A 19,735-nucleotide genomic window follows, 5' to 3' on the forward strand; every position below is an offset into this window, starting at 1 on the left:
GTGTCACCGTTCCCAACTCCATGATCACCGCGCAGCGGGTCCGGCGGGAGGGCCGGCGGGCGGGCGGGCGGGAGGGCGGGGTCAGGGCAGGGTGCGGAGCCAGTCGGCGATCGCGCGGCCCATGTCGTCCGGGGAGTCCTCCGGGACGAAGTGGCTGCCGGGGACCGTGACCTCGGTCAGCGCCGGCCACCGGCGGACGGTCTCGCGCTGGCGGCCGACCAGGATCGAACCGGGGTCGGCGTTGACGAACAGCTTGGGGACGTCGGAGTGCGCCAGCCACTGGCCGTAGTGGTCCACGACGTCGTGCACGTCCGGCGGCACGTGCTCGATCGGGATCTGCCGCGGCCACTCCAGGGTGGGCCAGCGGTCCTCGCGCTCGCGGAAGGGCGCCCGGTAGCGCTCGTGCGCCTCCGGGGACAGCCCGCGCAGCACCGAGCCCGGCAGGATGCGCTCGACGAAGGTGTTGCGGTCCAGCACCAGGTCCTCGCCCCTGTCCGAGCGCATGCCCTGGAAGACGCCCTTGGCGTCCCGCGGCCAGTCCGCCCACAGCAGCGGCGTCACGATGGCCTCGGTGAAGGCGATCGCACGGACCCGGTCGGCGTGCCGGGCCGCCCAGTGGAAGCCCAGCGCCGAGCCCCAGTCGTGCAGCACGAGGGTGACCCGGTCGCCGATCTGGACCTCCTCGAGGAGGTCGTCCAGGTACCCGGCGTGGGTCTGGAAGGAGTAGGTGCCGCGCTCGGGGTCGGGCAGCTTGGCCGACTCGCCCATGCCGATCAGGTCCGGGGCGACGCAGCGGCCCAGCCCGGACAGGTGCGGGATGACGTTGCGCCACAGGTAGGACGACGTGGGGTTGCCGTGCAGGAAGAGGACCGTGTCCCCCTCGCCGGTGTCGACGTAGGCCATCTCCTGCTCCCGGACGCGCACGCGCGAGCGGGGGAACGGGTCGTCCGCAGAGGGGAACACGTCCCCGATCCTCACCCCGGTGGACGGGATCCGCGAGAGGGCTTGACCCTGACGCGGCGTCAGGCGGTTGCATCGTCGTCGTCGGAGGAGGAGAGGCATGAGCCACACGGTGGGAGAGCTGGCCCGGCTGGCCGGCGTCACGGTGCGCACGCTGCACCACTACGACCGGATCGGACTGCTCACGCCGTCCGGACGGACGGCGGCGGGCTACCGGGTCTACGACGTCACCGACGTCGACCGGCTCCAGCAGAAAGAGGACCCGCCTGCCCCCCACGACTCGCAAGCTCGCCGCGGGACCCTGCAGGCGGGCCGGCACGGCCTCGTCCCGGGGCCCGCCGCGAGCTTGCTCGTGGTGGGGAGGACGAGGTCCTCTTACAGGTGGTGGCGGCCGTCGAGAAGGAGATGGAGGCACGGCAGATGGGGATCCCGCTGACCCCGCAGGAGCGCTTCGAGGTGTTCGGGGACTGGTTGCCCGAGCAGTACGAGGCCGAGGCGCAGGAGCGCTGGGGCGACACCGACGCCTGGGCGCAGTCGAAGACCCGGCAGCAGTCGATGACCAAGCAGGACTGGCTCGACGTCAAGGCCGAGACCGACGACCTGGAGTCCCGGTTCGCCGCGGCCCTGGCCGACGGCGCCCCGGCCGACGGCGGGCGGGCGATGGACCTGGCCGAGGAGCACCGCGACCAGATCACCCGGCGCTGGTACGACTGCCCGCCCGAGCTGCACGCCGGCCTGGGCGCGATGTACGTCGAGGACGAGCGGTTCACCGCGTACTACGAGCGGATCGCGCCGGGCCTGGCCCAGTACGTGAGCGCGGCCGTCGTCGCCAACGCCGACCGGCAGGGCTGAGCACCAGGGCTGAGCGGGCAGGGCTGAGCCTCACCGCCCGACCCGGGTGAGAGGGTCGGGCGGTGAGCCGTCTCGGGGAGGTGCTGGTCCCGCGGCGGCTGGGCACCCGGTTCCGCTGGCTGCTGGCGTCGTCCTGGTCGTCCAACCTGGGCGACGGGATCGCGCTGGCCGCCGGGCCGTTGCTGGTGGCCTCGCTGACCGAGGACGCGTTGCTGGTCGCGCTGGCGGCGACCGTGCAGTGGCTGCCGCCGCTGCTGTTCGGGCTGCTGGCCGGGGCGGTCACCGACCGGCTGGACCGGCGGCTGATCGTGGTGACCGTCGACCTGGCCCGGGCCGTGGTGCTCACCGTGCTGACCCTGGCGCTGACCACCGACGCCGTCCCGATCGCCGCCGTCCTGGGCGTGCTCCTCCTGCTGGGGACGGCGGAGGTCTTCGCCGACAACAGCTCGTCCACGCTGCTGCCGATGCTGGTGGACCGGGACGACCTGGCGGTGGCCAACGCACGGCTGCAGACCGGGTTCATCACGGTCAACCAGCTGGCCGGGCCGCCGTTGGGCGCCGCGCTGTTCGCCGTGGGCGCCGCCTGGGCGTTCGGCGTGCAGGCCGTCGTGGTGGCGCTCGGCGCGGTGCTGGTGTCCCGGGTGGTGGTGCCCCGGACGCCGCGGGAGGGGCCGCCGTCCCGGCTGCGGGCCGACATCGCCGAGGGTGCCCGCTGGGTCCGGCACCACGCCGCCGTCCGCACGCTGGTGCTGACCATCACCGTGTTCAACCTGACCTTCGGCGCGGCCTGGTCGGTGCTGGTCCTCTACGCCACCGAGCAGTTGCGGTTGGGTCCGATCGGCTTCGGGCTGGTCACCGCGGTCAGCGCAGCGGGCGGCCTGGTCGGCGTGCTGGCCTACGGGTGGATCACCCGTCGGGTCCGGCTGGGCGACCTGCTGCGGGTCGGCCTGGTGGTCGAGACCCTCACCCACCTGGCGCTCGCGCTGACCCGCAGCCCCGCCGTCGCGCTGCCGGTGTTCTTCGTCTTCGGCGTGCACGCCTTCGTCTGGGGGACGACGTCGGTGACCGTGCGGCAGCGCGCCGTCCCCCAGCCGCTGCAGGGCCGGGTGGGCAGCGTGAACCTGGTCGGCACGTTCGGCGGGCTGGTGGTCGGCTCGGGCATCGGCGGCCTGCTGGCCCGGGAGTGGGGCGTCACCGCACCGTTCTGGTTCGCCTTCGCCGGGTCCGCGGTGTTCGTGGTGCTGATCTGGTCCCAGCTGCGGCACGTCGCGCACGCCGACGAACAGCCGGCTTGACCGGGCCGGGCGGTCAGACGCGCAGGGGGCCGGCCACGGTGAGCCGGTCGTGCTCGACCAGCCAGCGCACCGACTCCAGCACCGCCCCTGCCGGGCCGTGGGCCGGCGCGTAGCCCAGCCGGGCCCGGGACTTCTCGATGCTCAGCACGTGGCTGCGGTGCAGGTGGCCCCAGCTGGCCTCCGCCGCCTCGGGGGTGGTCCCGGCGCGGAACTCCTCCCAGGTGACCTGCTCCAGGACGGCCTGCCGGCCGAACCACCCGGCGGCCAGCTCGGCGTAGCCCCGCACGGTGAGGGCGGTGGCGGCCACCGCGTGGAAGTCCTCACCGGCGGCGGCGTCACGCTGGGCCAGGGCGAGCTCGAAGAGCTGGGCGACGTCGTCGGCGTGCACGTGGTGCATCGCCTCCGCACCGCTGCCGGGCACCCGCAGCGGGCGCCCCTGGGACAGCGCCAGCCAGACGTCGGGGTCCAGGTTGCCCAGCGGCCCGATCGGCGCCCAGCCCGGGCCCACGATGTGCCCGGGGTGGATCGAGGTGGTCGGCAGCCCACCGGCGGCCGTCTCCGCCCGCAGCAGCTGGGCGATCGCCTCCTTGGCGATGCCGTACTCGTCGCTGGGCACCGTGCCCGCGCCCTCCACTATCGGCAGCTCGAGGCTGGGCCCGTAGCGCCACAGCGACCCGCAGTGCAGCAGGTGCGCCACCCGGCCGCGCAGGGCATCGACCAGCGCGTGCGCGGACTCGACGGTGAAGCACACCAGGTCGACCACCGCGTCGGGGCGCTGCGCGAGCACGGTGGCCCCGAACACCCCGGCGGCGTCCTGCTGCTCACGGTCGGCGACGACCCGCTCGACCGAGGCCCACTCGGGAGCGTCCTGGTAGGTGCTGCCGGTGCCCCGGCTGATGCTCACCACCTCGTGCCCGGCCCGGACCAGCCGGGGCACCAGGTGGGTGCCGATGTGACCGGTCCCGCCGACGACGACGACGCGCACAGGGTGCCTGCTCTCCGGAGACGGGGGACGACGGGGCCACGGTAGGCGTGACCCCCGGCGGCTGCGCCCCCCGCCGGGGGAACGCCGCTGGCGGCGCTGCATCCTGGGCCGGTGAGGCGGGTGGTGGGCCTGCTGCGCCGGCCGTGGGTGCAGCGTGGCGTCCGGGCAGCGGTGGCAGCGGGGCTGGCCTGGCAGATCGCGGTGCTGCTGCCCCCGACGCTGTCGGACTACGCCTACTACGCCCCGCTCGGCGCCGTCATCGCCGTGCACCCCACGGTCGCGGACTCCGCGTCCGCGGCCTGGCGCACGGTCGCCGCGATGTTCCTGGGCTTCGGGCTGGCCGTCGGCGTCTACGAGGTCACCCGGGGCGTGCCGAACGCCCTGACCATCGCGCTGATCGTCGCGATCGCGATCGCCGTCGAGCAGTGGCGGCTGCTGCGCGAGCAGGCCAGCTGGGTCAGCTTCGCCGCCGTCCTGATGATCACCGTGGGCACCGACGACCCGGCGTCCTACGTGCTGCGCTACGGCGGGCTGACCCTGCTGGGCGCCGCGGTCGGGGTCGCCGTCACCACGGTGCTCTTCCCGCCGATGCTGCTCACCCGGGCCGTCGAGCAGCTGGTCGTCACCCGGGCGCTGGTCGCCGCGCACCTGGAGGACGTCGCCGCGGCCCTGCGGCTGGGCGGCACCCCCGAACCGGCCGAGTGGGAGCGACGCGGGGAGGCCCTCGACGTCGCACTGGACCGGCTGCGCCGGGAGGAGCAGCAGGTCGAGCGGGCCCGCAAGGCCAACCCGCGGGCGCGCCGCTGGCAGGGCCGGGCGACCAGCATCCGGGAGCAGTCCCGTGCACTGGACCGGGTCGCCGTCCTCATCGACGACCTGACCACGCTGGTGGTGGAGTTCCAACCGCACCGCCGCGGCCTGGACCGGGTCGACGACGGCACCGGATGGGTGCTGGCCGACGCCCTCGAGGGCCTGGCCGGCGTCGTCCGGACGCCCTACCACCGGGGCGCGGAGCACGACGCCCGGGACGACGCCATCGCCGCCGCCCTCGGCGCGCTGGACCGGCTCACCCACCTGCTGCGCGCCTCCGCCGTGCCCGACGACGAGGGCTTCTTCGCCCTCGGCGCGGTGACCGTCGGGGTGCGGCGCTCGCTGCAGGCCCTCGAGGCCCGGGTGCGGCACCCCCCGGCGGGGGCATCATCGGTGGGGTGACCACCGTGCAGAGCCCCGGCATGACCATCGGCGAGGCCGCCGCCCGGCTGGGGCTGACCACGCACACGCTGCGCTACTACGAGTCCGAGCAGCTGCTGCTGGGCTCACCGGGACGCACCGCGGCCGGCCGGCGGCGCTACGACGAGGACGACGTGCGCTGGATCGAGATGGTGCAGCGGCTGCGGGCCACCGGGATGCCGGTCCGGGCGATCCGGGCCTACGCCGAGCTGTGCCGGGCCGGAGCCGGCAACGAGGACCAGCGGCTGGCCGTCCTGGAGGCCCACCGGGACGAGGTCCGGCGGCACCTGGCCGAGGTCACCGACCACCTGGACGCCATCAACCACAAGATCGCCGGGTACCGCACCGTCTGGGGCTGACCGCCCCGGCTTGACGTCGAGTGCACTCGAAGTCCGACGCTGGACCCATGACCGACTTCCCCACCCGCACCCTCGGCACCGCCGACGCCGCCCTGACCGTGTCCGCCCTGGGCCTGGGCTGCATGGGCATGAGCGAGTTCTACGGCGCCGGCGACGAGCAGGAGTCCCTGGCCACCATCGCGGCCGCCCTGGACTCCGGCGTCACCTTCCTGGACACCGCTGACATGTACGGCCCCTTCACCAACGAGCAGCTCGTCGGGCGGGCGATCGCCGGCCGTCGCGACGAGGTGCAGCTGGCGACCAAGTTCGGCAACGAGCGCCGTCCCGACGGCACCCGCGGCATCAACGGGCGCCCCGACTACGTGCGCTCCGCCTGCGACGCCAGCCTCGCCCGGCTGGGCGTGGACCACATCGACCTCTACTACCAGCACCGGGTCGACACCACGGTCCCCGTCGAGGACACCTGGGGCGCCATGGCCGAGCTGGTGGCCGCCGGCAAGGTGCGCCACCTGGGCATCAGCGAGGCCGCCCCGGACACCATCCGCACGGCGCACGCCGTGCACCCGGTCACCGCCCTGCAGACCGAGTGGTCGTTGTGGACCCGCGACGTCGAGGAGGACGGCGTGCTGGCCACCGTCCGCGAGCTGGGCATCGGCTTCGTGCCCTACTCCCCGCTGGGCCGCGGCTTCCTCTCCGGGGCGATCCGCAGCGTCGACGACCTGGCGCCCGACGACTTCCGCCGGGCCAACCCGCGCTTCCAGGGCGAGGCGTTCACCGCGAACCTCGAGCTCGTCGACCGGGTCCGCGAGCTGGCGGAGGTCAAGCAGGTCACCGCCGGTCAGGTGGCGCTGGCCTGGCTGCTGGCCCAGGGCGAGGACGTCGTCCCGATCCCGGGCACCAAGCGGCGCTCCTACCTGGCCGAGAACTCCGCCGCGGTGCAGGTCGAGCTCACGCCCGAGGAGCTGACCACCCTGGAGCAGGTGCTCCCGGTCGGCGCCTCGGTCGGCGACCGCTACCCCGACATGTCCTCGGTCCGCCGCTGACCCACGGGTCCCGGGGCCGCGTGGCCCCGGGACCCCGGTCACACCCGGACCAGCAGCTCCCCGTGCAGCATGCCCAGCCAGCCGTCGTCGGCCGCGGCCCAGCGCAGCCACGCCGCCGCGACGTCGTCCAGCTCGGCCGGGGTGGCCAGGCCGTAGGCCACCGCCTGCTCCGCGAACGCGGACGCGGTCGCCCGGCCGGCCCACGAGGTGCCCCACCACTCCCGCTCGGCGTCCGAGGCGTAGCAGTAGGTGGACGCCGAGGCGGCGACGTCGCGCAGCCCGGCCGCGTGCGCCCAGGCGCGCAGCCGCCGGCCGGCGTCGGGCTCGGCGCCGTTGCGGCGGGCCACCCGGCGGTAGAGGTCCAGCCAGCGGTCCAGGCCCTCGTCGGCCGGGAACCAGGTGGTCGCGGCGTAGTCGACCTCCCGGACGGCGACCAGCCCGCCGGGCCGGGCCACCCGGGCCATCTCGCGCAGCGCGGCGACCGGGTCGGTGAGGTGCTGCAGCACCTGGTGGGCGTGCACCACGTCGACGGAGTCGTCGGGCAGGTCCAGGGCGTAGACGTCGCCGACGGCGAAGGTGACGTCCTCGCCGTCGACCAGCGCCCGGGCCTCGTCCAGCGGCGCCTCGGCGACGTCGAGGCCCAGCACGCGACCGGGGGCGACCCGGCGGGCCAGGTCGACGGTGATCGTGCCCGGCCCGCAGCCGACGTCGAGGACGCCGAGCCCGGGCCGCAGGTGCGGCAGCAGGTACCCGGCGGAGTTCTCCACGGTGCGCCAGCGGTGGGACTGCAGGACGGCGTCGGCATGGCCGTGGGTGTAGGTGTCCACGCCGACAGCCTGCACCGCCGTCCCATTCTGTGAAACACCTGTCTCACTGTGCGGGAAGCAGCACCGTCCGCAGCTCGTGTGCGCCGTCGGCCCGGGTGGCCTCGTAGAACCAGCGCTGGGTCCCGTCGGCCAGCACCACGACGTCGGCGTAGCGCAGCCCGTGCGGGGCGTGCGGGCTCTGCAGCAACGGCTCGGCGCCGACCGCGGTCCACCCGGCCCCGCCCACCTGCGCCAGACCGGTGCGCTCCTCCCAGTTCTCCGCGGCACTCGCCCGGCCGTCGTACAGCGCCCAGGTCCGGCCACCCTCGACCCACACCGTCGCCGGGCGCACCCCGCGGGCGTCCCAGAGACCGGGACGCCCGGCCAGCGCCGTGCCCTGCCAGGTCCAGTCGACGCCATCGGGGCTGGTGGCGTGCTCGACGGTCATCCGGTCGGTGGCGTCGGGGTCGTCGAGCGGGTGCACCGAGGCCCACAGGTGCCAGCGGACCCCGTCGTGCCGCACGACGGGGTCCTTGACGGCCGAGCCGGCGTCGCCGGGCAGCACGGTCCGGGACGGCGCGGTGGCCAGGCCCACCACCGTGTCGGCCTCCACCAGGTCGACCCGCCAGTGCTTCGTGCCCGGGGTCGCGCAGCTGACGTAGGCCCGCCACCGGCCCTCCGGGGTGTGCACCAGGCAGGGCCGCTCCAGCGACTCCGCGCCGAAGGCGTCCTTGCCCAGCGCGGCGACCGGCTCGAAGCGCACGCCGTCCGCCGACCGGGACAGGACGTTGGCGAACCCGCGCCCCTCCCCCACCGGGCGACGGAGCCGGGAGGCCAGCCACCACACGCCGTCCACGTGCTGGACCGAGGGGCCGCCGGCCCACGACCCCGGCCGCGGGTCCTCGGGCACGGCCACCACCTGCGCCTCGCCCCAGAAGCGGTCCAGCCGGTCAGGGGTCCAGCTCGTCATGCCCGCGAGCCTGTCAGCCGGGCTCACGGGGTCGCCGTGCGGGACCGGAAGTCCCCGCGTCCGGTGTCACCCCGCCAGTCCTCGAAGGACTCCCCCAGCAGCTCCTCCAGCAGCGCGATGTCGGGCAGCAGCGGCGCCAGCACCGCCCGCCGGACGTCGACCGGCAGCGGCGGTCGCGGGGTGCGGCCGGCGTGCAGCGCGGCCAGCAGCGGCCGGGAGGCCTGCCGCCAGACCTGCGGCGGGAGGCCGGCGCCCAGTGCGGCCCCGGTCCGGGCGACCCGGGACAGCGCCCGGTGGCGCCGGGAGTCGGCGACGTGCGGCTTGACGTTCTCCGCCGGCACCGCGTGGGCCAGCCCCGGCGCCACCCCGAGGAAGTCGGCCACCAGGTCCAGGGTGTCGGCCGGGGCCGACACGACCTGGCGGTACCGCAGCACCAGCACCTGCTCCCGCGGCAGCAGGGTGAGCAGGTCGCGCAGCTGCTCCCCGTAGCGACCGAGCCCGCGGTAGTGCCAGAAGGGGGCCCAGCCGGCCGCGACCCGCTGCTGCTCCAGCTCGACCGCCCGCCCGAAGTCCGGCTCAGGCTCCAGGCCGTCCGCGCGCAGGTGCACCCAGTTGGAGTACGCCCGGTCGACCGGGTCCCGGACGACCGCGACCACCCGCACCCCGGGGACGTCGGCCACCAGGCGCCGCTGTGCCGCCCGGTCGTGGAGGTAGAACGGGGTGCTCTCGCCCCGGACCGCGCCGGCGGGTGCACCGTCGAAGAGCGCGAGGTACCGGTCGCGGCGCCAGACCCACTCCTGCGCGCTGTGCGCGTCGCCGGGGCCGCGCTGCCCGGACCGCGGCGGCGGGCGCCCGTCGGTCAGGTAGAACTTCGGCTCCTTGACCGGGGACAGGAACAGCCCCGGGTGGGTGGCCAGCGCGGCGTGCAGGGCCGTCGTCCCGGCCTTCGGGGCGCCGGCGATGACGAAGTCGGGCAGCCGGTCGGCGTCGGGGCGTCGGGGGGCACGTGCCGGGTCGTCCACGCCGGTGTTCCTACCAGCCGCCGGATCTCGCCTCCGCACCAACCCGATCAGAGTGGTGAGGATTGCCCCACGACGGGATCCGCGGCCGGCTCCACGACCGGGGCACCCGAGCGGCGGTCGCCGTCGACCCGCACCGAGGCACGGTCCCGTCCGGCCCGCTTGGCGTCGTACAGCGCCGCGTCCGCCGCGGCGTACAGCTCGACGCGGCCACCCCGGTCGGTCGCCGCCGCACCGATGCTCAGGGTCAGCCCGACCAGCAGGCCCTCGCCGGTCCGCAGCGGGGACGCGCGCAGCTGACGGACCAGCGCGTCGGCCCGTTCCGCCGCCACCTCGGCGGTGCAGTCGACGAGCAGCACCCCGAGCTCGTCACCACCCAGCCTGCCCACGACCCCACCGGACCGCCGGACGCCGGCCGACACCAGCTCGGCGACGTGCCGGAGCGCGGCATCCCCGACGGGGTGGCCGTGGGTGTCGTTGACGGCCTTGAAGTGGTCCACGTCCACCAGCAGCAGTCCGGTCGGCCCGGCCGTCCCGAGCAGCGCACGGTCCACGCCGTCCTCGAAGGCCTGCCGGGCCAGCACCCCGGTGAGCCCGTCGTACCGGGCCTCGCGCTCCAGCCGGGACACCAGCAGCTCCTGGGCGTCGGCCCCCCGGACCAGGAGGCCGTGGACCAGGACCAGCACGCCACCGACGAACAGCACGTCGACCACGCTCAGCGCGACATCGCCGTGCAGCTGCCAGGCGACCCACACGGCGACCAGGACGGCCTGCGCGGTCACCAACCGGGCGACGCCCGCCCCCAGCGCGTGGGAGGAGAACACCACGAGCAGGAACAGCAACGGGACGGCCAGCAGGACGACCTGCGGGTAGAAGGGCGGGAGCAGCCCGATCACCGGGGTGACGACGAGGACCAGCCCGGCCCACGTGCCCGACGGCAGGCGCACCGACCAGCGGGCGACCGCGGCGCAGGTGGCCACCTGCGCCGCCAGGGCCACGAGCTGGACGGTGGCGTTGGACCGCGCGGGACCCAGGGCGACCAGCAGGCCGACGTGCAGCGCGACGCCGGCCAGCAGCAACGCCAGGCCCAGCCGGGTCGCCGCCGGGGCGTCCCGGGGCGCCCAGCCGCTGCGTGCGGCCTCTCGTCGTCCCATGGCGGTTGCCTCGGCAGTCGACCCCCCGGTCCTGAGACCCGCGGACGCGGCCCTCACCCCGGCGGGTGGCACGTAGACGCAGCTCACGCGTGGGGTCGCTTCCGTTCCGGCTCTCCCATGGGACAGTGTCCGCGCACGCTTAAAGCTGTAACCCCGCAGTCGAGAAGCCGGCTGCTCGAGAGGAGAACCGTGTCCGTGTACCTGGAGGAGGACCTCGACCGCCAGCCGGTCGACGCACCGACCACCCGCCCGCGCAGCCCCGGGCGCCCGCTGGACCCGGTGCTGACCGACCGGCTCCGGGAGCGGGCGGCCACCCTGCTGATCGAGCGCGGGTCGGCGGGTCTCACCGCCAACCTGCTCGCCGCGCACACCCGCGCGGGCAAGGCCGGCATCTACCGGCGCTGGCCGGACATGCGGGCCCTGGAGGCCGAGCTCATGGAGCGGGCCGAGCTCCTCCCCCGGCCCGACACCGACACCCCGCCACCGCTCGCCGTCCGCGCCCTGGCCGAGTCCTGGACCCAGCCGCCGACCCGCTCGGCCCAGGTCGCCGCCGCACTGCTGGGCCGCGCCTCCCTGGACCCCACGCTGCGGCGGGCCCTGCACGGCCACCTGCACGACGACCTGGACGCGTGGTGGACGGGCCTGGGCGGCGTCCCGGCCGAGGACGCCACGGTGCTCCACCTGGCCCGCGCGCTGCTGGTGGCGCACTGGGTCTCCGGCCCGCTGGACCGCGAGGTCACCGCGACGTTCGTGCACCTGGCGCTGCGCGCCCTCGAGGACCGCGGACGGGTGACCGGCGTGGCCGCCGACCCGTCCCGATGACCCGACTCGTGCCGGCACCCGACGGGTTGGCGGCAGCCGGCTCCGGCGCCGACGACCTCGCCGGGGCGCTCGCGCGCCTGCAGCAGGCACGGGGCCGGGGCGAGCAGCTGGTCCACGTCACCGTCGAGGGGCGGGCCGGGGACCTCGGCCCCCGGGTCGCCCGGCTGCGTCAGGACCTGCTGCAGCTGGGCCACCGGACCGCCGACGCCGCAGTCGTCGACGACGTCGCCGTGCTCACCGTGCAGCCGGCCGACACGCGACCGGCGCGCTGGCCGCTCTAGGCGCCGCCCGCTGCGCCGGGGGTCACGTCGACCCCCGGCGCACGACCTCCAGCGTGTCGGTGCCCGGAGGGTCCAGGTGCAGCGGAGCCCCCTCGACGGCGGCGACGAGGGCGGCCGCGATGGGCTCCACCCGGGCGGCGACGTCGACGCGCACCGTGGACAGCGTCGGCCGCGACATCCTGCCCACCGCGTGGTCGTAGGCGCCGATGACGGCCAGACGCTCAGGGACGGCCACCCCCAGCCGCGCCGCGGCCGCCACCAGGGCGAAGGCGACCTCGTCGTTCCAGGCGGCGACGGCGGTCATGTCCGGCTCGTCCGCCAACCAGGCCGCGAGTGCGGCGTCGGGGTCCTCGGGGTCGAGAGACCGCAGCGAGGACCCGCCGCCGGCCGCGGTGGCCCGCGAGTGCAGCGCCTCGACCCGTCCACCGGAGACCGCCTCGACCCGCGGGTCGGCAGGCAGGGCCAGTCCCAGGCACCGGTGCCCCAGGCCCAGGAGGTGCTCGGCCTGGGCGTGTCCGATGGACTGGTCGCCGATCCCCACCTCCCAGGGGCCACGGGGGGCCACCGGGCTCAGTGCGAGAGCGACCTGGATGCCGGCGGCCCGCATCGCCGTGACGTCCTCGTCGCCGAGGGGGCCGAAGGCCAGCACGGCGTCGGGGGTCAGCGTCCGCCACACCTCGCGCAGGGGGAGCGTGCCCGGGTCCAGCGGGTGCACCACCAGCGTCCGGCCCCGCCGGCCCAGCGCGATGCCCAGTTCGGCGAAGAAGGTGGCGTACATGTGGCTGTACCGCACGGCGGGCAGGACCCCGAGGACCACGTCGGACCGCCCGGTGCGGAGCGCGCGTGCGGCCGGTGACGCCCGGTAGCTCAGCGCTGCGGCGGCCTCCATCACCCGGCGGCGGGTCACCTCCGGGATGGTCTGGTGCGGGACGTCGTTGAGCACGTAGCTCACCGTGGCCCGGGAGACCCCGGCCAGGCGGGCCACGTCGGAGCTGGTCGCCCGGCGGGGGCGCTCGGGTACTCGCGTCGTCACGACCCAAGATTTCCACATCCGGCGAGCATCGGGGCCGCAATGGGCCCGCGCCACGACACGGATCACCCGGCACCATTCTTTACGGGACCGTCCGGGGCCCCTCCTCGACCTGGGTCAACGTCGTTTGCTCACAGCATTCACTGACACGTTTCGGCTCAATCGAGCTGTCGGTCCGCCGAAGCCATCCGTGCACGGCATCGATGCCACGCCCGCACGACCTCGTCGAACCCCCGGCGATCCACCCGAGGAGCACCCGTGTCCGCCGTCCGTCCCCGTGCGCTCCCCACCACCGACGCCGGCAGCACCGTCGTCGACGGGACCCGGACCGTCACCGGTGGCGTCCGCACCGGACCGGTCGCGGTCACCCGCGCCATCCTCGCCTGACCGTGTCCACCGGAGACGTGCTCGCACGCCCCGACCCCGAGGCGTCGACGGGGGCCGGAGGCGTGCCGCCCCGGCCCGCAGGGACCGCGCGGGCGCGGTCCCTGCTGACCCTCACGGGTGGGGCGCTGGCCGGCCGGCTGCTCCTGGCCGGCACGTCCGCCCCCGACGCCGCCTGGTGGTGGGCGGTGGACTCGCTGCTCGTCGGTGCGGTCGTCGTCGGCAGCGCGCTGGCGGCGGTCTCCCCCGGGCCCGGGCACTCCCGACCCGGACCGGTCCGTACCGGCACGACCACGGCGCTGCTGCTGCTGGGGATCGCCGTCGTCCTGGGCCGCCCCGGCCCCTCGGGTGACCGGGGCGAACTGCCGGTCAGCTGCTGGCTGCACGTCGCGGGCCTGGCCGTCCTGGTCGTCGTCACCGCAGCGATCGCGCGGGCGGCCGTCGGCCACGGTGCCCGGGCGCGGGCGTCCCTCGCCGTCGACGTCCTCGGGGCCGCGGTGCTGGTCGCGGTCGCGGGGACACCCGTCGCCGCGAACGCCGCCGCGCTCGGGACGCCGGCCCTCTGGTCGGCCCGCGTCCCCGCCGTGGCCACCGCAACCCTCCTGCTGGCCCTCGTCATCGCCGCGGGCGCGGCCACGCGCGCGGACCGCCGACACCCGTTGACGGCGCTCGTGGTCGCCGCCGCGCTGACCTGGCTCGCGGGCCTGCTGCACCTGCTGCCCGACGCGGTACCCGCGGTGCTGACCTCCACCGTCCAGCTCGCGGCACTGCCGGCGCTGGCCGTCGCGGCGGCTCGGTTGCACCTCCCGGCCCCCCAGCCCGCGCGGCCGGACCGCCCCACGGGCCTGCGGTCGACCGTGCTCCCGCTGCTGGGTGCCGCGGCGGCCGTGGTGGGGGTGGTCGCCGTCGACCCGGCCCTGCTGCCGGAAGGGTCGGACGTCGTCTTCGTCGCGCTGGGCCTGACCTGTCTGCTGGCCACCGGCTGGCGCGTGCACGCCGCCCTCCACGCCCCCGACCGCCGGCCCGAGCGGGTGGACGCCACTCTGACCGACCACCTCACCGGTCTCCCGGACCGCCGCGGGCTGCGGGCCCACCTGGACGCACTCACCGGGGAGGCCACCGTCCTCGCCGTCGACCTGGACGGCTTCCGCCGGATCAACGAGGAGGCCGGTCACGAGGTCGGCGACCGGGTGCTGGTCACGGTCGCGGGGCACCTGGTCCGGCTGGCCGGGACCGACGGCACCGCCGCCCGCATCGACGGGGACGACTTCGCCCTCGTCGTCCCCGGCACCGACCTCGAGGACGCCTGGGAGCTGGCCGCCCGGGTGCGCCACACCCTCGGCCAGCCCGTCGACGTGGCCGGACACCGGTTCCACCTCAGCGCCAACGTGGGCATCCTGCTGGGCCACGACGCCCGGCCGGACCCCGGCACCGGCCTGACCGAGTCCCGGACCGACCGGCTGCTGCGGTGCTCGGACCTGGCCCTGCGCGCAGCCCAGTCCAGCGCCACGGGGTTCGCCGTCCACGACGACGAGGCCTGCCGCGCCGGCTCCGACGACCCGCTGCTCGAGGTCGTGGCCGAACTGCACGCCGCGCTGGCCTCGGACACCCAGCTCGTCGTCCACCTGCAGCCCCAGCACCGGCTCGACGGCCCGGGCCCGCTGTCGGCGGCCACGCTGCTGGGCTGCGAGGCGCTGCTGCGCTGGCAGCACCCCGAGCGCGGCCTCGTCGGCCCGGCCACCGTGCTCCGCGCCGCTCGCTCCGGGCACCTCGGGCCGGCCCTGACCGCCCGGGTGCTGGACCTGGCGCTGACGGCCGCGGCCGGCTGGTGGACGACCCGACCGGTGCCGGTCTCGGTCAACCTGACCACCGAGGACCTCGACGACGAGTCCCTCCCCCACCGCATCGCCGCCGCACTCGCCCACCACGGCCTGCCCGCCGCAGCGCTCACCGTCGAGGTCGTCGAGGACAGCCTCATGCTCGACCCCCGGCGCGCCGTCCGGACCCTCACCGCGCTGCGCGCCATCGGGCTCACCATCGCCGTCGACGACTACGGCACCGGCTACAGCTCGCTGGCCTACCTGCACCGCCTGCCCATCGACGAGGTCAAGTTCGACCGCTCCCTCACCGCCGGCATCGCCGACGACCACGCAGCCACCGCCATCGTCAAGCACAGCGTGCGACTGGCCCACGACCTCGGCCTCACCGTCGTCGCCGAGGGCGTGGAACGCCCGCAGGACCTCGAACGCCTCCGCGAGCTGGGCTGCGACGCCGTCCAGGGGTACCTCACCGGCCGGCCCGTGCCGCTGGCCGAGTGGAGGGAGCTGCTGGGCTGAGCCGCCCGGTCCACCGCGGGGCCGGGGACCCGCCGGGTCAGCTCCGCGGGGCCGGGGACCCGCCGTTCAGCCCAGCGGGGCCGGGGACCCGCCGGGTCAGCCCAGGTGCGTCCACACCTCGGCGACGCCCTGCTCGGTCCGGTGCGTCCGCAGCGGCACCGACCGGCCGTAGACCCCGAACCACCGCGGCCCGTCGTAGACCAGGAACCGGTCGCCCAGGCCCTCGGGCAGCCGGTCGACCTGGCCGGCACGCGGGCCGCCCTCGTGCGCGACCAGCGCCGCCGGCAGCGCCCGCGGCGGGACGCGGCGCGCGGTCCCGGCGGTGGAGCGGGCCGACCGGCGGGGACCGGCCGGACCGGTGCCCCGGGACGGCGTCCGGAACGGCGTCCGCACGTGACTGGCCCGCAACGCCTCCCGGACCACGGGACGATGACCACCCCGCAGGGTCAGCTCCACCCCGGCCTCGTCCGCCCGGCGGCGGGCGTCGAAGAGGACGCCGACGCCCTCGGCGTCCAGCGCGGTCACCCGCAGGACGTCGACGGCGACCTCACCCCCCGCGCCGCCCTCCCGGGCGCGGGCCAGCGCCCGTTCCAGGCAGGACTCGAGGGGCACGAGCAAGCCGCGGACGACCCGTCCGGCGACGGCCACGGTGAGGGGACGACGACCAGGGACGGCCGGGTAGAGGTCGACGGCGAGGGGGCGTTCGCTGGTCCGCGTGGCGGCAGCGCTGTGCGTGGTCATCGGACACCTCGGGACACGAGGGGCGCCGGATCCGCACACGGCAGGCCGGGCCCCGGAGGGTCGACAGCCTGGTCTGAGCTGATCCCGAACGTACGGCGCCCCGCGACGCCCCGCACCCGGAGCCTCAGGCCTCGGCGAGCACCCGCTCGGCGACGTCCCGGGCCGCCGCCCGGTCGGCCGGGACGAGCCCCACCCGGGTGCGCCGGTCCAGCAGGTCGGCCACCGAGCGCGCCCCCTCCGCCCGGACGGCGAACCGCAGCTCCCCCACCGTCTCGACCCGTCCCGGCGCCACCGGGTCGCCGCCCAGGGCGTGCACCGCGGGGGCCTCGGTGCCGTACCGCCCGACCAGCCGGGACGGCGCGTCGACCCGGTCCAGCGCCCGCCGGGGCGCCGCGCCGACCAGCGGCAGGCCGGCCGTCGGCGAGCGGCGGGCACCGCGCCCCAGCCGCTCCACCACCGCGTCCACGGTCTCCTCGGCCATCGCCCGGTACGTGGTGAGCTTCCCGCCGACGACGGTGAGCACCCCGCCCGACCGGTGCAGCAGGTGCCGGCGGGACAGGTCGGCCGTGGCGTCCCCGGGCCCGGTCCCGGCCGACGCCGGGAGCACCAGCGGGCGCAGCCCGGCGTGCGCGCCGACGACGTCCGCGGGGGTCAACGGGTCGGCGAGCACCCGGTTGACCGTGGCCAGCAGCTGGGCGACCTCGGCGGCGGAGGGGACGGGGTCCGCGTCGGGCACCGGGCCCTCCACCGGCTCGTCGGTGATCCCCAGGTGCACGTACCCGGTGGCCTGCGGCAGCGCGAAGACGTACCGGGAGCGGGACCCCGGCAGCGGCACGGTCAGCGCGGCGGTCGGCGAGCCCAGCCGGTCGGCCCGCAGCACCAGGTGCGACCCGCGCGAGGGCACCAGCCGGACGCCGTCGTCCAGGGCGGCCGACCACACCCCTGCCGCGACGACCACGACCCCGGCCTCCACCGCGACGCGCCCGCCCTCGACCTCCACGGTGACCACCGACCCGGCCCGGCCGGGGTCCACGCCCACGACCCGCGCACCGGTGAGCACCGACGCGCCGCGCCCGGCCGCCGTGCGCGCCAGGGCGACGACCAGCCGGGCGTCGTCGACGAGGCGGCCGTCCCAGAACGCCACCCCGCCCCGCCCGGGGCGCACCGCCGGGGTCCACGCGGCCACCTCGGCCCGGGAGACCCGGCGGCTGCGCGGCAGCGACCCCCGGCCGCCGGCCACCGAGGAGCGGACGGCGTCCCCGAGCACCCCGCCCAGGCCGGCGACGGCGCTGACGTCCCGGCCGGCGACGTCGGGGACCAGGAAGGCCAGCGGCGACACCAGGTGCGGCGCGGTGGTGCCCATCAGCACCGCGCGCTCGCGGGCGGACTCCCGGGCCAGACCCACCTCGCCGTGCGCCAGGTAGCGCAACCCGCCGTGCACCAGCTTGGAGGACCAGCGGCTGGTGCCCGACGCCAGGTCGTCGCGCTCGCACAGCAGCACCGACAACCCACGCGACGCCGCGTCCAACGCCACGCCCGCCCCGGTCACCCCGCCCCCGACGACCAGCACGTCGACCCGGCTGCCCAGCCGCTCCAGGTCGCGCGACCGACGGACGTCGTCGAGCAGCGTCGCGTCCACGTCCCCACCCTCCCAGGCAGGCAGACTGTCCCGGTGAGCGCACAGCCGGAACTGACCATCCAGGGCTGGGGCCCCGCCGGCTCCCGCGTCGCGCACGTGGCCGACGGCGGCGACCGGCTGGAGCTGACCGCGGACGCCTCGCTCAAGCAGGCGCTGCCCAAGGCCGCCCGCAAGCACCTGGCCCGCGAGCTGGGCTGGACGCCGCGGCACACCCCGCCGGTCCCGGTCGCCGACATCGCGCTGGCGGCGTCCCGGCTGCCGGAGGACGTGCGGGTCGCGCTGGTCGGTCTGCTGGGCGCGGAGAACGTCCGCGACGACCGGGAGTCCCGGCTGCGGCGCACCGGCGGCAAGAGCTACCTGGACCTGGTCCGTCGCCGCTCCGGCGACGCCTCCGACGCCCCCGACGCCGTCCTCACCCCGGCGGACACCGAGCAGACCGCCGCCGTGCTCGCCCTGTGCAGCGCCCACGGCGTCGTCGTGGTGCCCTTCGGCGGGGGGACCAGCGTGGTCGGTGGGCTGTCCGGCGCGGACGCCGACGACCGCCCCGTCGTCGTGGTCGACCTGGGCCGGATGTCGGCGGTCAAGGCCCTGGACGTGCCCTCCTCGCTGGTCACCGTCGGCCCGGGCATGCGGGGACCGGCCCTGGAGGAGGCGCTGAGCACCGACGGGCTGACCCTGGGCCACCTTCCGCAGAGCTGGGAGTTCGCCACCCTCGGCGGGTACGCCGCCACCCGCTCGGCCGGCCAGTCCTCGACCGGCGTGGGCCGGTTCGACGACCTGGTGGCCGGGCTCACCCTGGCCACCCCGGTGGGCGTGCTCGAGCTGGGCAGCCCGCCCGCCTCGGCCGCCGGCCCCGACCTGCTGGGCCTGGCGCTGGGCTCCGAGGGCTCCCTGGGCGTCATCACCGAGCTGCGCCTGCGGGTCCGGCCCACCCCGCGCACCACCGAGTACGAGGGCTGGTCCACCCGCAGCTGGGCCGCCGGGCTCGCCGCCCTGCAGCGGCTGGCCCGGCACGACCTGCTGCCCGACGTCGTCCGGCTCAGCGACCCCGACGAGACCCGCGCCAACCTGCTGCTGTCCTCCTCGGCCGGCGCCCGCGCGCTGCGCGGCGCGCTGCGGGCCCGCCGGCACGGCGAGGGCTGCCTGCTGGTGCTGGGCTGGGAGGGGCTGCCCACCATCGTGGCGGCCCGGAAGCGGGCGGCGTCGTCCCTGCTGCGCGAGGACGGTGCCTCGCGGCTGGGCACCCGGGTCGGCGAGGCGTGGCGGGCCGGCCGCTTCTCCGCCCCCTACCTGCGCGACCAGCTGCTCGACCACGGCCTGCTGGTCGAGACCCTGGAGACGGCGGCGACCTGGTCGGCGCTGCCCACGGTCTACGACGCGGTCCGGCGGGCACTGCGGGACTCCCTGGGCGGCCGGGAATCCCGGCCGCTGGTGATGACCCACCTCTCGCACGGCTACGCCACCGGCGCCTCGCTCTACGTGACCGTGCTCGCCGACCGGGACGACGCCCTCCCGCTGCAGCAGTGGCTGGGCGCCAAGCGGGCCGCCACCGACGCGCTGCTGGCCGCCGGCGGCACGCTGACCCACCACCACGCCGTCGGCGCCGACCACCGGCCGTGGATGGAGCAGGAGGTGGGCGCGCTGGGCGTCGACGTGCTGCGTGCGGTCAAGGACCGGTTGGACCCCCGCGGCATCTGCAACCCGGGCGTGCTGCTGCCCGGGTGACCGCCCACCACCCGCCGGTGGGGACCCACACACCCACGGTGACCTGCACCGACCCGGCGGGACCGGGGGTTTGGGCGGGGCCCGCTGGGTGTACACAGACGGGC

20 protein-coding genes are annotated in these 19,735 nt (G+C 76.4%); 11 read left to right on the top strand and 9 right to left on the bottom strand.

Translation table 11 applies throughout. From position 1 onward, the window contains the following. Positions 1 to 81: 81 nt before the first annotated feature. Positions 82 to 963: a haloalkane dehalogenase gene (locus tag AC0IVP_RS13825; protein WP_471757239.1), complete on the bottom strand. Its 882-nt coding sequence runs from the start codon at positions 961 to 963 to the stop codon at positions 82 to 84. A gap of 97 nt (positions 964 to 1,060) precedes the next feature. Here AC0IVP_RS13825 and AC0IVP_RS13830 point away from each other — a divergent pair, with 97 nt between their 5' ends. From AC0IVP_RS13830 to AC0IVP_RS13840, 3 genes are all read left to right on the top strand, one after another. Then, positions 1,061 to 1,396, top strand: a complete 336-nt coding sequence (locus tag AC0IVP_RS13830; protein WP_471757242.1) for a MerR family transcriptional regulator — start codon at positions 1,061 to 1,063, stop codon at positions 1,394 to 1,396. Beyond that, complete coding sequence (locus AC0IVP_RS13835; RefSeq protein ID WP_471757244.1) at positions 1,345 to 1,812, top strand: TipAS antibiotic-recognition domain-containing protein; 468 nt, start codon at positions 1,345 to 1,347, stop codon at positions 1,810 to 1,812. The genes AC0IVP_RS13830 and AC0IVP_RS13835 overlap by 52 nt, the downstream gene beginning before the upstream one ends. Positions 1,813 to 1,874: 62 nt before the next feature. Beyond that, a complete protein-coding gene (locus AC0IVP_RS13840) occupies positions 1,875 to 3,107 on the top strand; it encodes an MFS transporter (RefSeq protein ID WP_471757246.1) in 1,233 nt (410 codons plus the stop codon). Positions 3,108 to 3,120: 13 nt separating this feature from the next. On the opposite strand, the gene AC0IVP_RS13845 is transcribed toward AC0IVP_RS13840, so the two are convergent. Next, complete coding sequence (locus AC0IVP_RS13845) at positions 3,121 to 4,092, bottom strand: NAD-dependent epimerase/dehydratase family protein (RefSeq protein ID WP_471757248.1); 972 nt, start codon at positions 4,090 to 4,092, stop codon at positions 3,121 to 3,123. A 111-nt stretch (positions 4,093 to 4,203) separates the two neighbouring features. Here AC0IVP_RS13845 and AC0IVP_RS13850 point away from each other — a divergent pair, with 111 nt between their 5' ends. Genes AC0IVP_RS13850 through AC0IVP_RS13860 form a run of 3 tightly spaced genes read left to right on the top strand, consistent with a single transcriptional unit; the run spans position 4,204 to position 6,724 of the window. Beyond that, entirely contained in the window at positions 4,204 to 5,304 is a 1,101-nt protein-coding gene (locus AC0IVP_RS13850; protein ID WP_082556628.1) for an FUSC family protein, read from the top strand. Continuing rightward, positions 5,301 to 5,681, top strand: coding sequence for a MerR family transcriptional regulator (locus AC0IVP_RS13855; RefSeq protein WP_200938747.1), 381 nt, complete (start codon positions 5,301 to 5,303; stop codon positions 5,679 to 5,681). Before AC0IVP_RS13850 ends, AC0IVP_RS13855 begins: the two co-directional genes overlap by 4 nt. A gap of 47 nt (positions 5,682 to 5,728) precedes the next feature. Beyond that, a complete protein-coding gene (locus AC0IVP_RS13860) occupies positions 5,729 to 6,724 on the top strand; it encodes an aldo/keto reductase (RefSeq protein ID WP_471757250.1) in 996 nt (331 codons plus the stop codon). Positions 6,725 to 6,762: 38 nt separating this feature from the next. Here AC0IVP_RS13860 and AC0IVP_RS13865 read toward each other — a convergent pair whose 3' ends face one another. The 4 genes from AC0IVP_RS13865 to AC0IVP_RS13880 are packed head-to-tail and all read right to left on the bottom strand — an operon-like array spanning position 6,763 to position 10,673. Then, positions 6,763 to 7,551 (bottom strand): methyltransferase domain-containing protein, encoded by a 789-nt coding sequence (locus tag AC0IVP_RS13865; RefSeq protein ID WP_471757252.1) that lies wholly within the window; start codon positions 7,549 to 7,551, stop codon positions 6,763 to 6,765. A gap of 43 nt (positions 7,552 to 7,594) precedes the next feature. Then, positions 7,595 to 8,500 (bottom strand): hypothetical protein, encoded by a 906-nt coding sequence (locus AC0IVP_RS13870; protein WP_471757254.1) that lies wholly within the window; start codon positions 8,498 to 8,500, stop codon positions 7,595 to 7,597. Between the two features lie 23 nt (positions 8,501 to 8,523). Next, positions 8,524 to 9,522, bottom strand: a complete 999-nt coding sequence (locus tag AC0IVP_RS13875; protein ID WP_471757256.1) for a sulfotransferase — start codon at positions 9,520 to 9,522, stop codon at positions 8,524 to 8,526. A 47-nt stretch (positions 9,523 to 9,569) separates the two neighbouring features. Beyond that, complete coding sequence (locus tag AC0IVP_RS13880) at positions 9,570 to 10,673, bottom strand: GGDEF domain-containing protein (RefSeq protein WP_471757258.1); 1,104 nt, start codon at positions 10,671 to 10,673, stop codon at positions 9,570 to 9,572. 189 nt (positions 10,674 to 10,862) lie between these two features. Here AC0IVP_RS13880 and AC0IVP_RS13885 point away from each other — a divergent pair, with 189 nt between their 5' ends. Both AC0IVP_RS13885 and AC0IVP_RS13890 read left to right on the top strand, forming a co-directional pair. Further along, entirely contained in the window at positions 10,863 to 11,495 is a 633-nt protein-coding gene (locus AC0IVP_RS13885; protein ID WP_056291267.1) for a TetR/AcrR family transcriptional regulator, read from the top strand. Positions 11,496 to 11,503: 8 nt separating this feature from the next. Then, positions 11,504 to 11,776: a hypothetical protein gene (locus AC0IVP_RS13890; RefSeq protein WP_471757260.1), complete on the top strand. Its 273-nt coding sequence runs from the start codon at positions 11,504 to 11,506 to the stop codon at positions 11,774 to 11,776. A 22-nt stretch (positions 11,777 to 11,798) separates the two neighbouring features. Here AC0IVP_RS13890 and AC0IVP_RS13895 read toward each other — a convergent pair whose 3' ends face one another. Then, positions 11,799 to 12,809, bottom strand: coding sequence for a LacI family DNA-binding transcriptional regulator (locus AC0IVP_RS13895; protein WP_162245533.1), 1,011 nt, complete (start codon positions 12,807 to 12,809; stop codon positions 11,799 to 11,801). Positions 12,810 to 13,064: 255 nt separating this feature from the next. On the opposite strand from AC0IVP_RS13895, the gene AC0IVP_RS13900 reads away from it, so the two are divergent. Continuing rightward, positions 13,065 to 13,193, top strand: a complete 129-nt coding sequence (locus tag AC0IVP_RS13900; RefSeq protein WP_471757262.1) for a hypothetical protein — start codon at positions 13,065 to 13,067, stop codon at positions 13,191 to 13,193. Between the two features lie 2 nt (positions 13,194 to 13,195). Further along, complete coding sequence (locus AC0IVP_RS13905; RefSeq protein ID WP_471757264.1) at positions 13,196 to 15,526, top strand: putative bifunctional diguanylate cyclase/phosphodiesterase; 2,331 nt, start codon at positions 13,196 to 13,198, stop codon at positions 15,524 to 15,526. Positions 15,527 to 15,622: 96 nt separating this feature from the next. Here AC0IVP_RS13905 and AC0IVP_RS13910 read toward each other — a convergent pair whose 3' ends face one another. Together AC0IVP_RS13910 and AC0IVP_RS13915 are read right to left on the bottom strand one after the other, a co-directional pair. Further along, entirely contained in the window at positions 15,623 to 16,267 is a 645-nt protein-coding gene (locus AC0IVP_RS13910; RefSeq protein ID WP_056290687.1) for an STAS domain-containing protein, read from the bottom strand. Positions 16,268 to 16,391: 124 nt separating this feature from the next. Next, complete coding sequence (locus AC0IVP_RS13915; protein WP_471757266.1) at positions 16,392 to 17,906, bottom strand: glycerol-3-phosphate dehydrogenase/oxidase; 1,515 nt, start codon at positions 17,904 to 17,906, stop codon at positions 16,392 to 16,394. Positions 17,907 to 17,939: 33 nt separating this feature from the next. On the opposite strand from AC0IVP_RS13915, the gene AC0IVP_RS13920 reads away from it, so the two are divergent. Next, a complete protein-coding gene (locus tag AC0IVP_RS13920; protein WP_471757268.1) occupies positions 17,940 to 19,631 on the top strand; it encodes an FAD-binding oxidoreductase in 1,692 nt (563 codons plus the stop codon). The last annotated feature ends 104 nt before the right edge of the window (positions 19,632 to 19,735 follow it).

The sequence above is a fragment of the Klenkia sp. AC732 genome (assembly GCF_979256525.1).

What these genes read in the sequence shown, in the direction of transcription:
- AC0IVP_RS13830 (WP_471757242.1), top strand. Translation starts at nt 1,061, where the DNA reads ATGAGCCACACGGTGGGAGAGCTGGCCCGGCTGGCCGGCGTCACGGTG.
- AC0IVP_RS13860 (WP_471757250.1), top strand. Translation starts at nt 5,729, where the DNA reads ATGACCGACTTCCCCACCCGCACCCTCGGCACCGCCGACGCCGCCCTG.
- AC0IVP_RS13870 (WP_471757254.1), bottom strand. Translation starts at nt 8,500, where the DNA reads ATGACGAGCTGGACCCCTGACCGGCTGGACCGCTTCTGGGGCGAGGCG.
- AC0IVP_RS13880 (WP_471757258.1), bottom strand. Translation starts at nt 10,673, where the DNA reads ATGGGACGACGAGAGGCCGCACGCAGCGGCTGGGCGCCCCGGGACGCC.
- AC0IVP_RS13910 (WP_056290687.1), bottom strand. Translation starts at nt 16,267, where the DNA reads ATGACCACGCACAGCGCTGCCGCCACGCGGACCAGCGAACGCCCCCTC.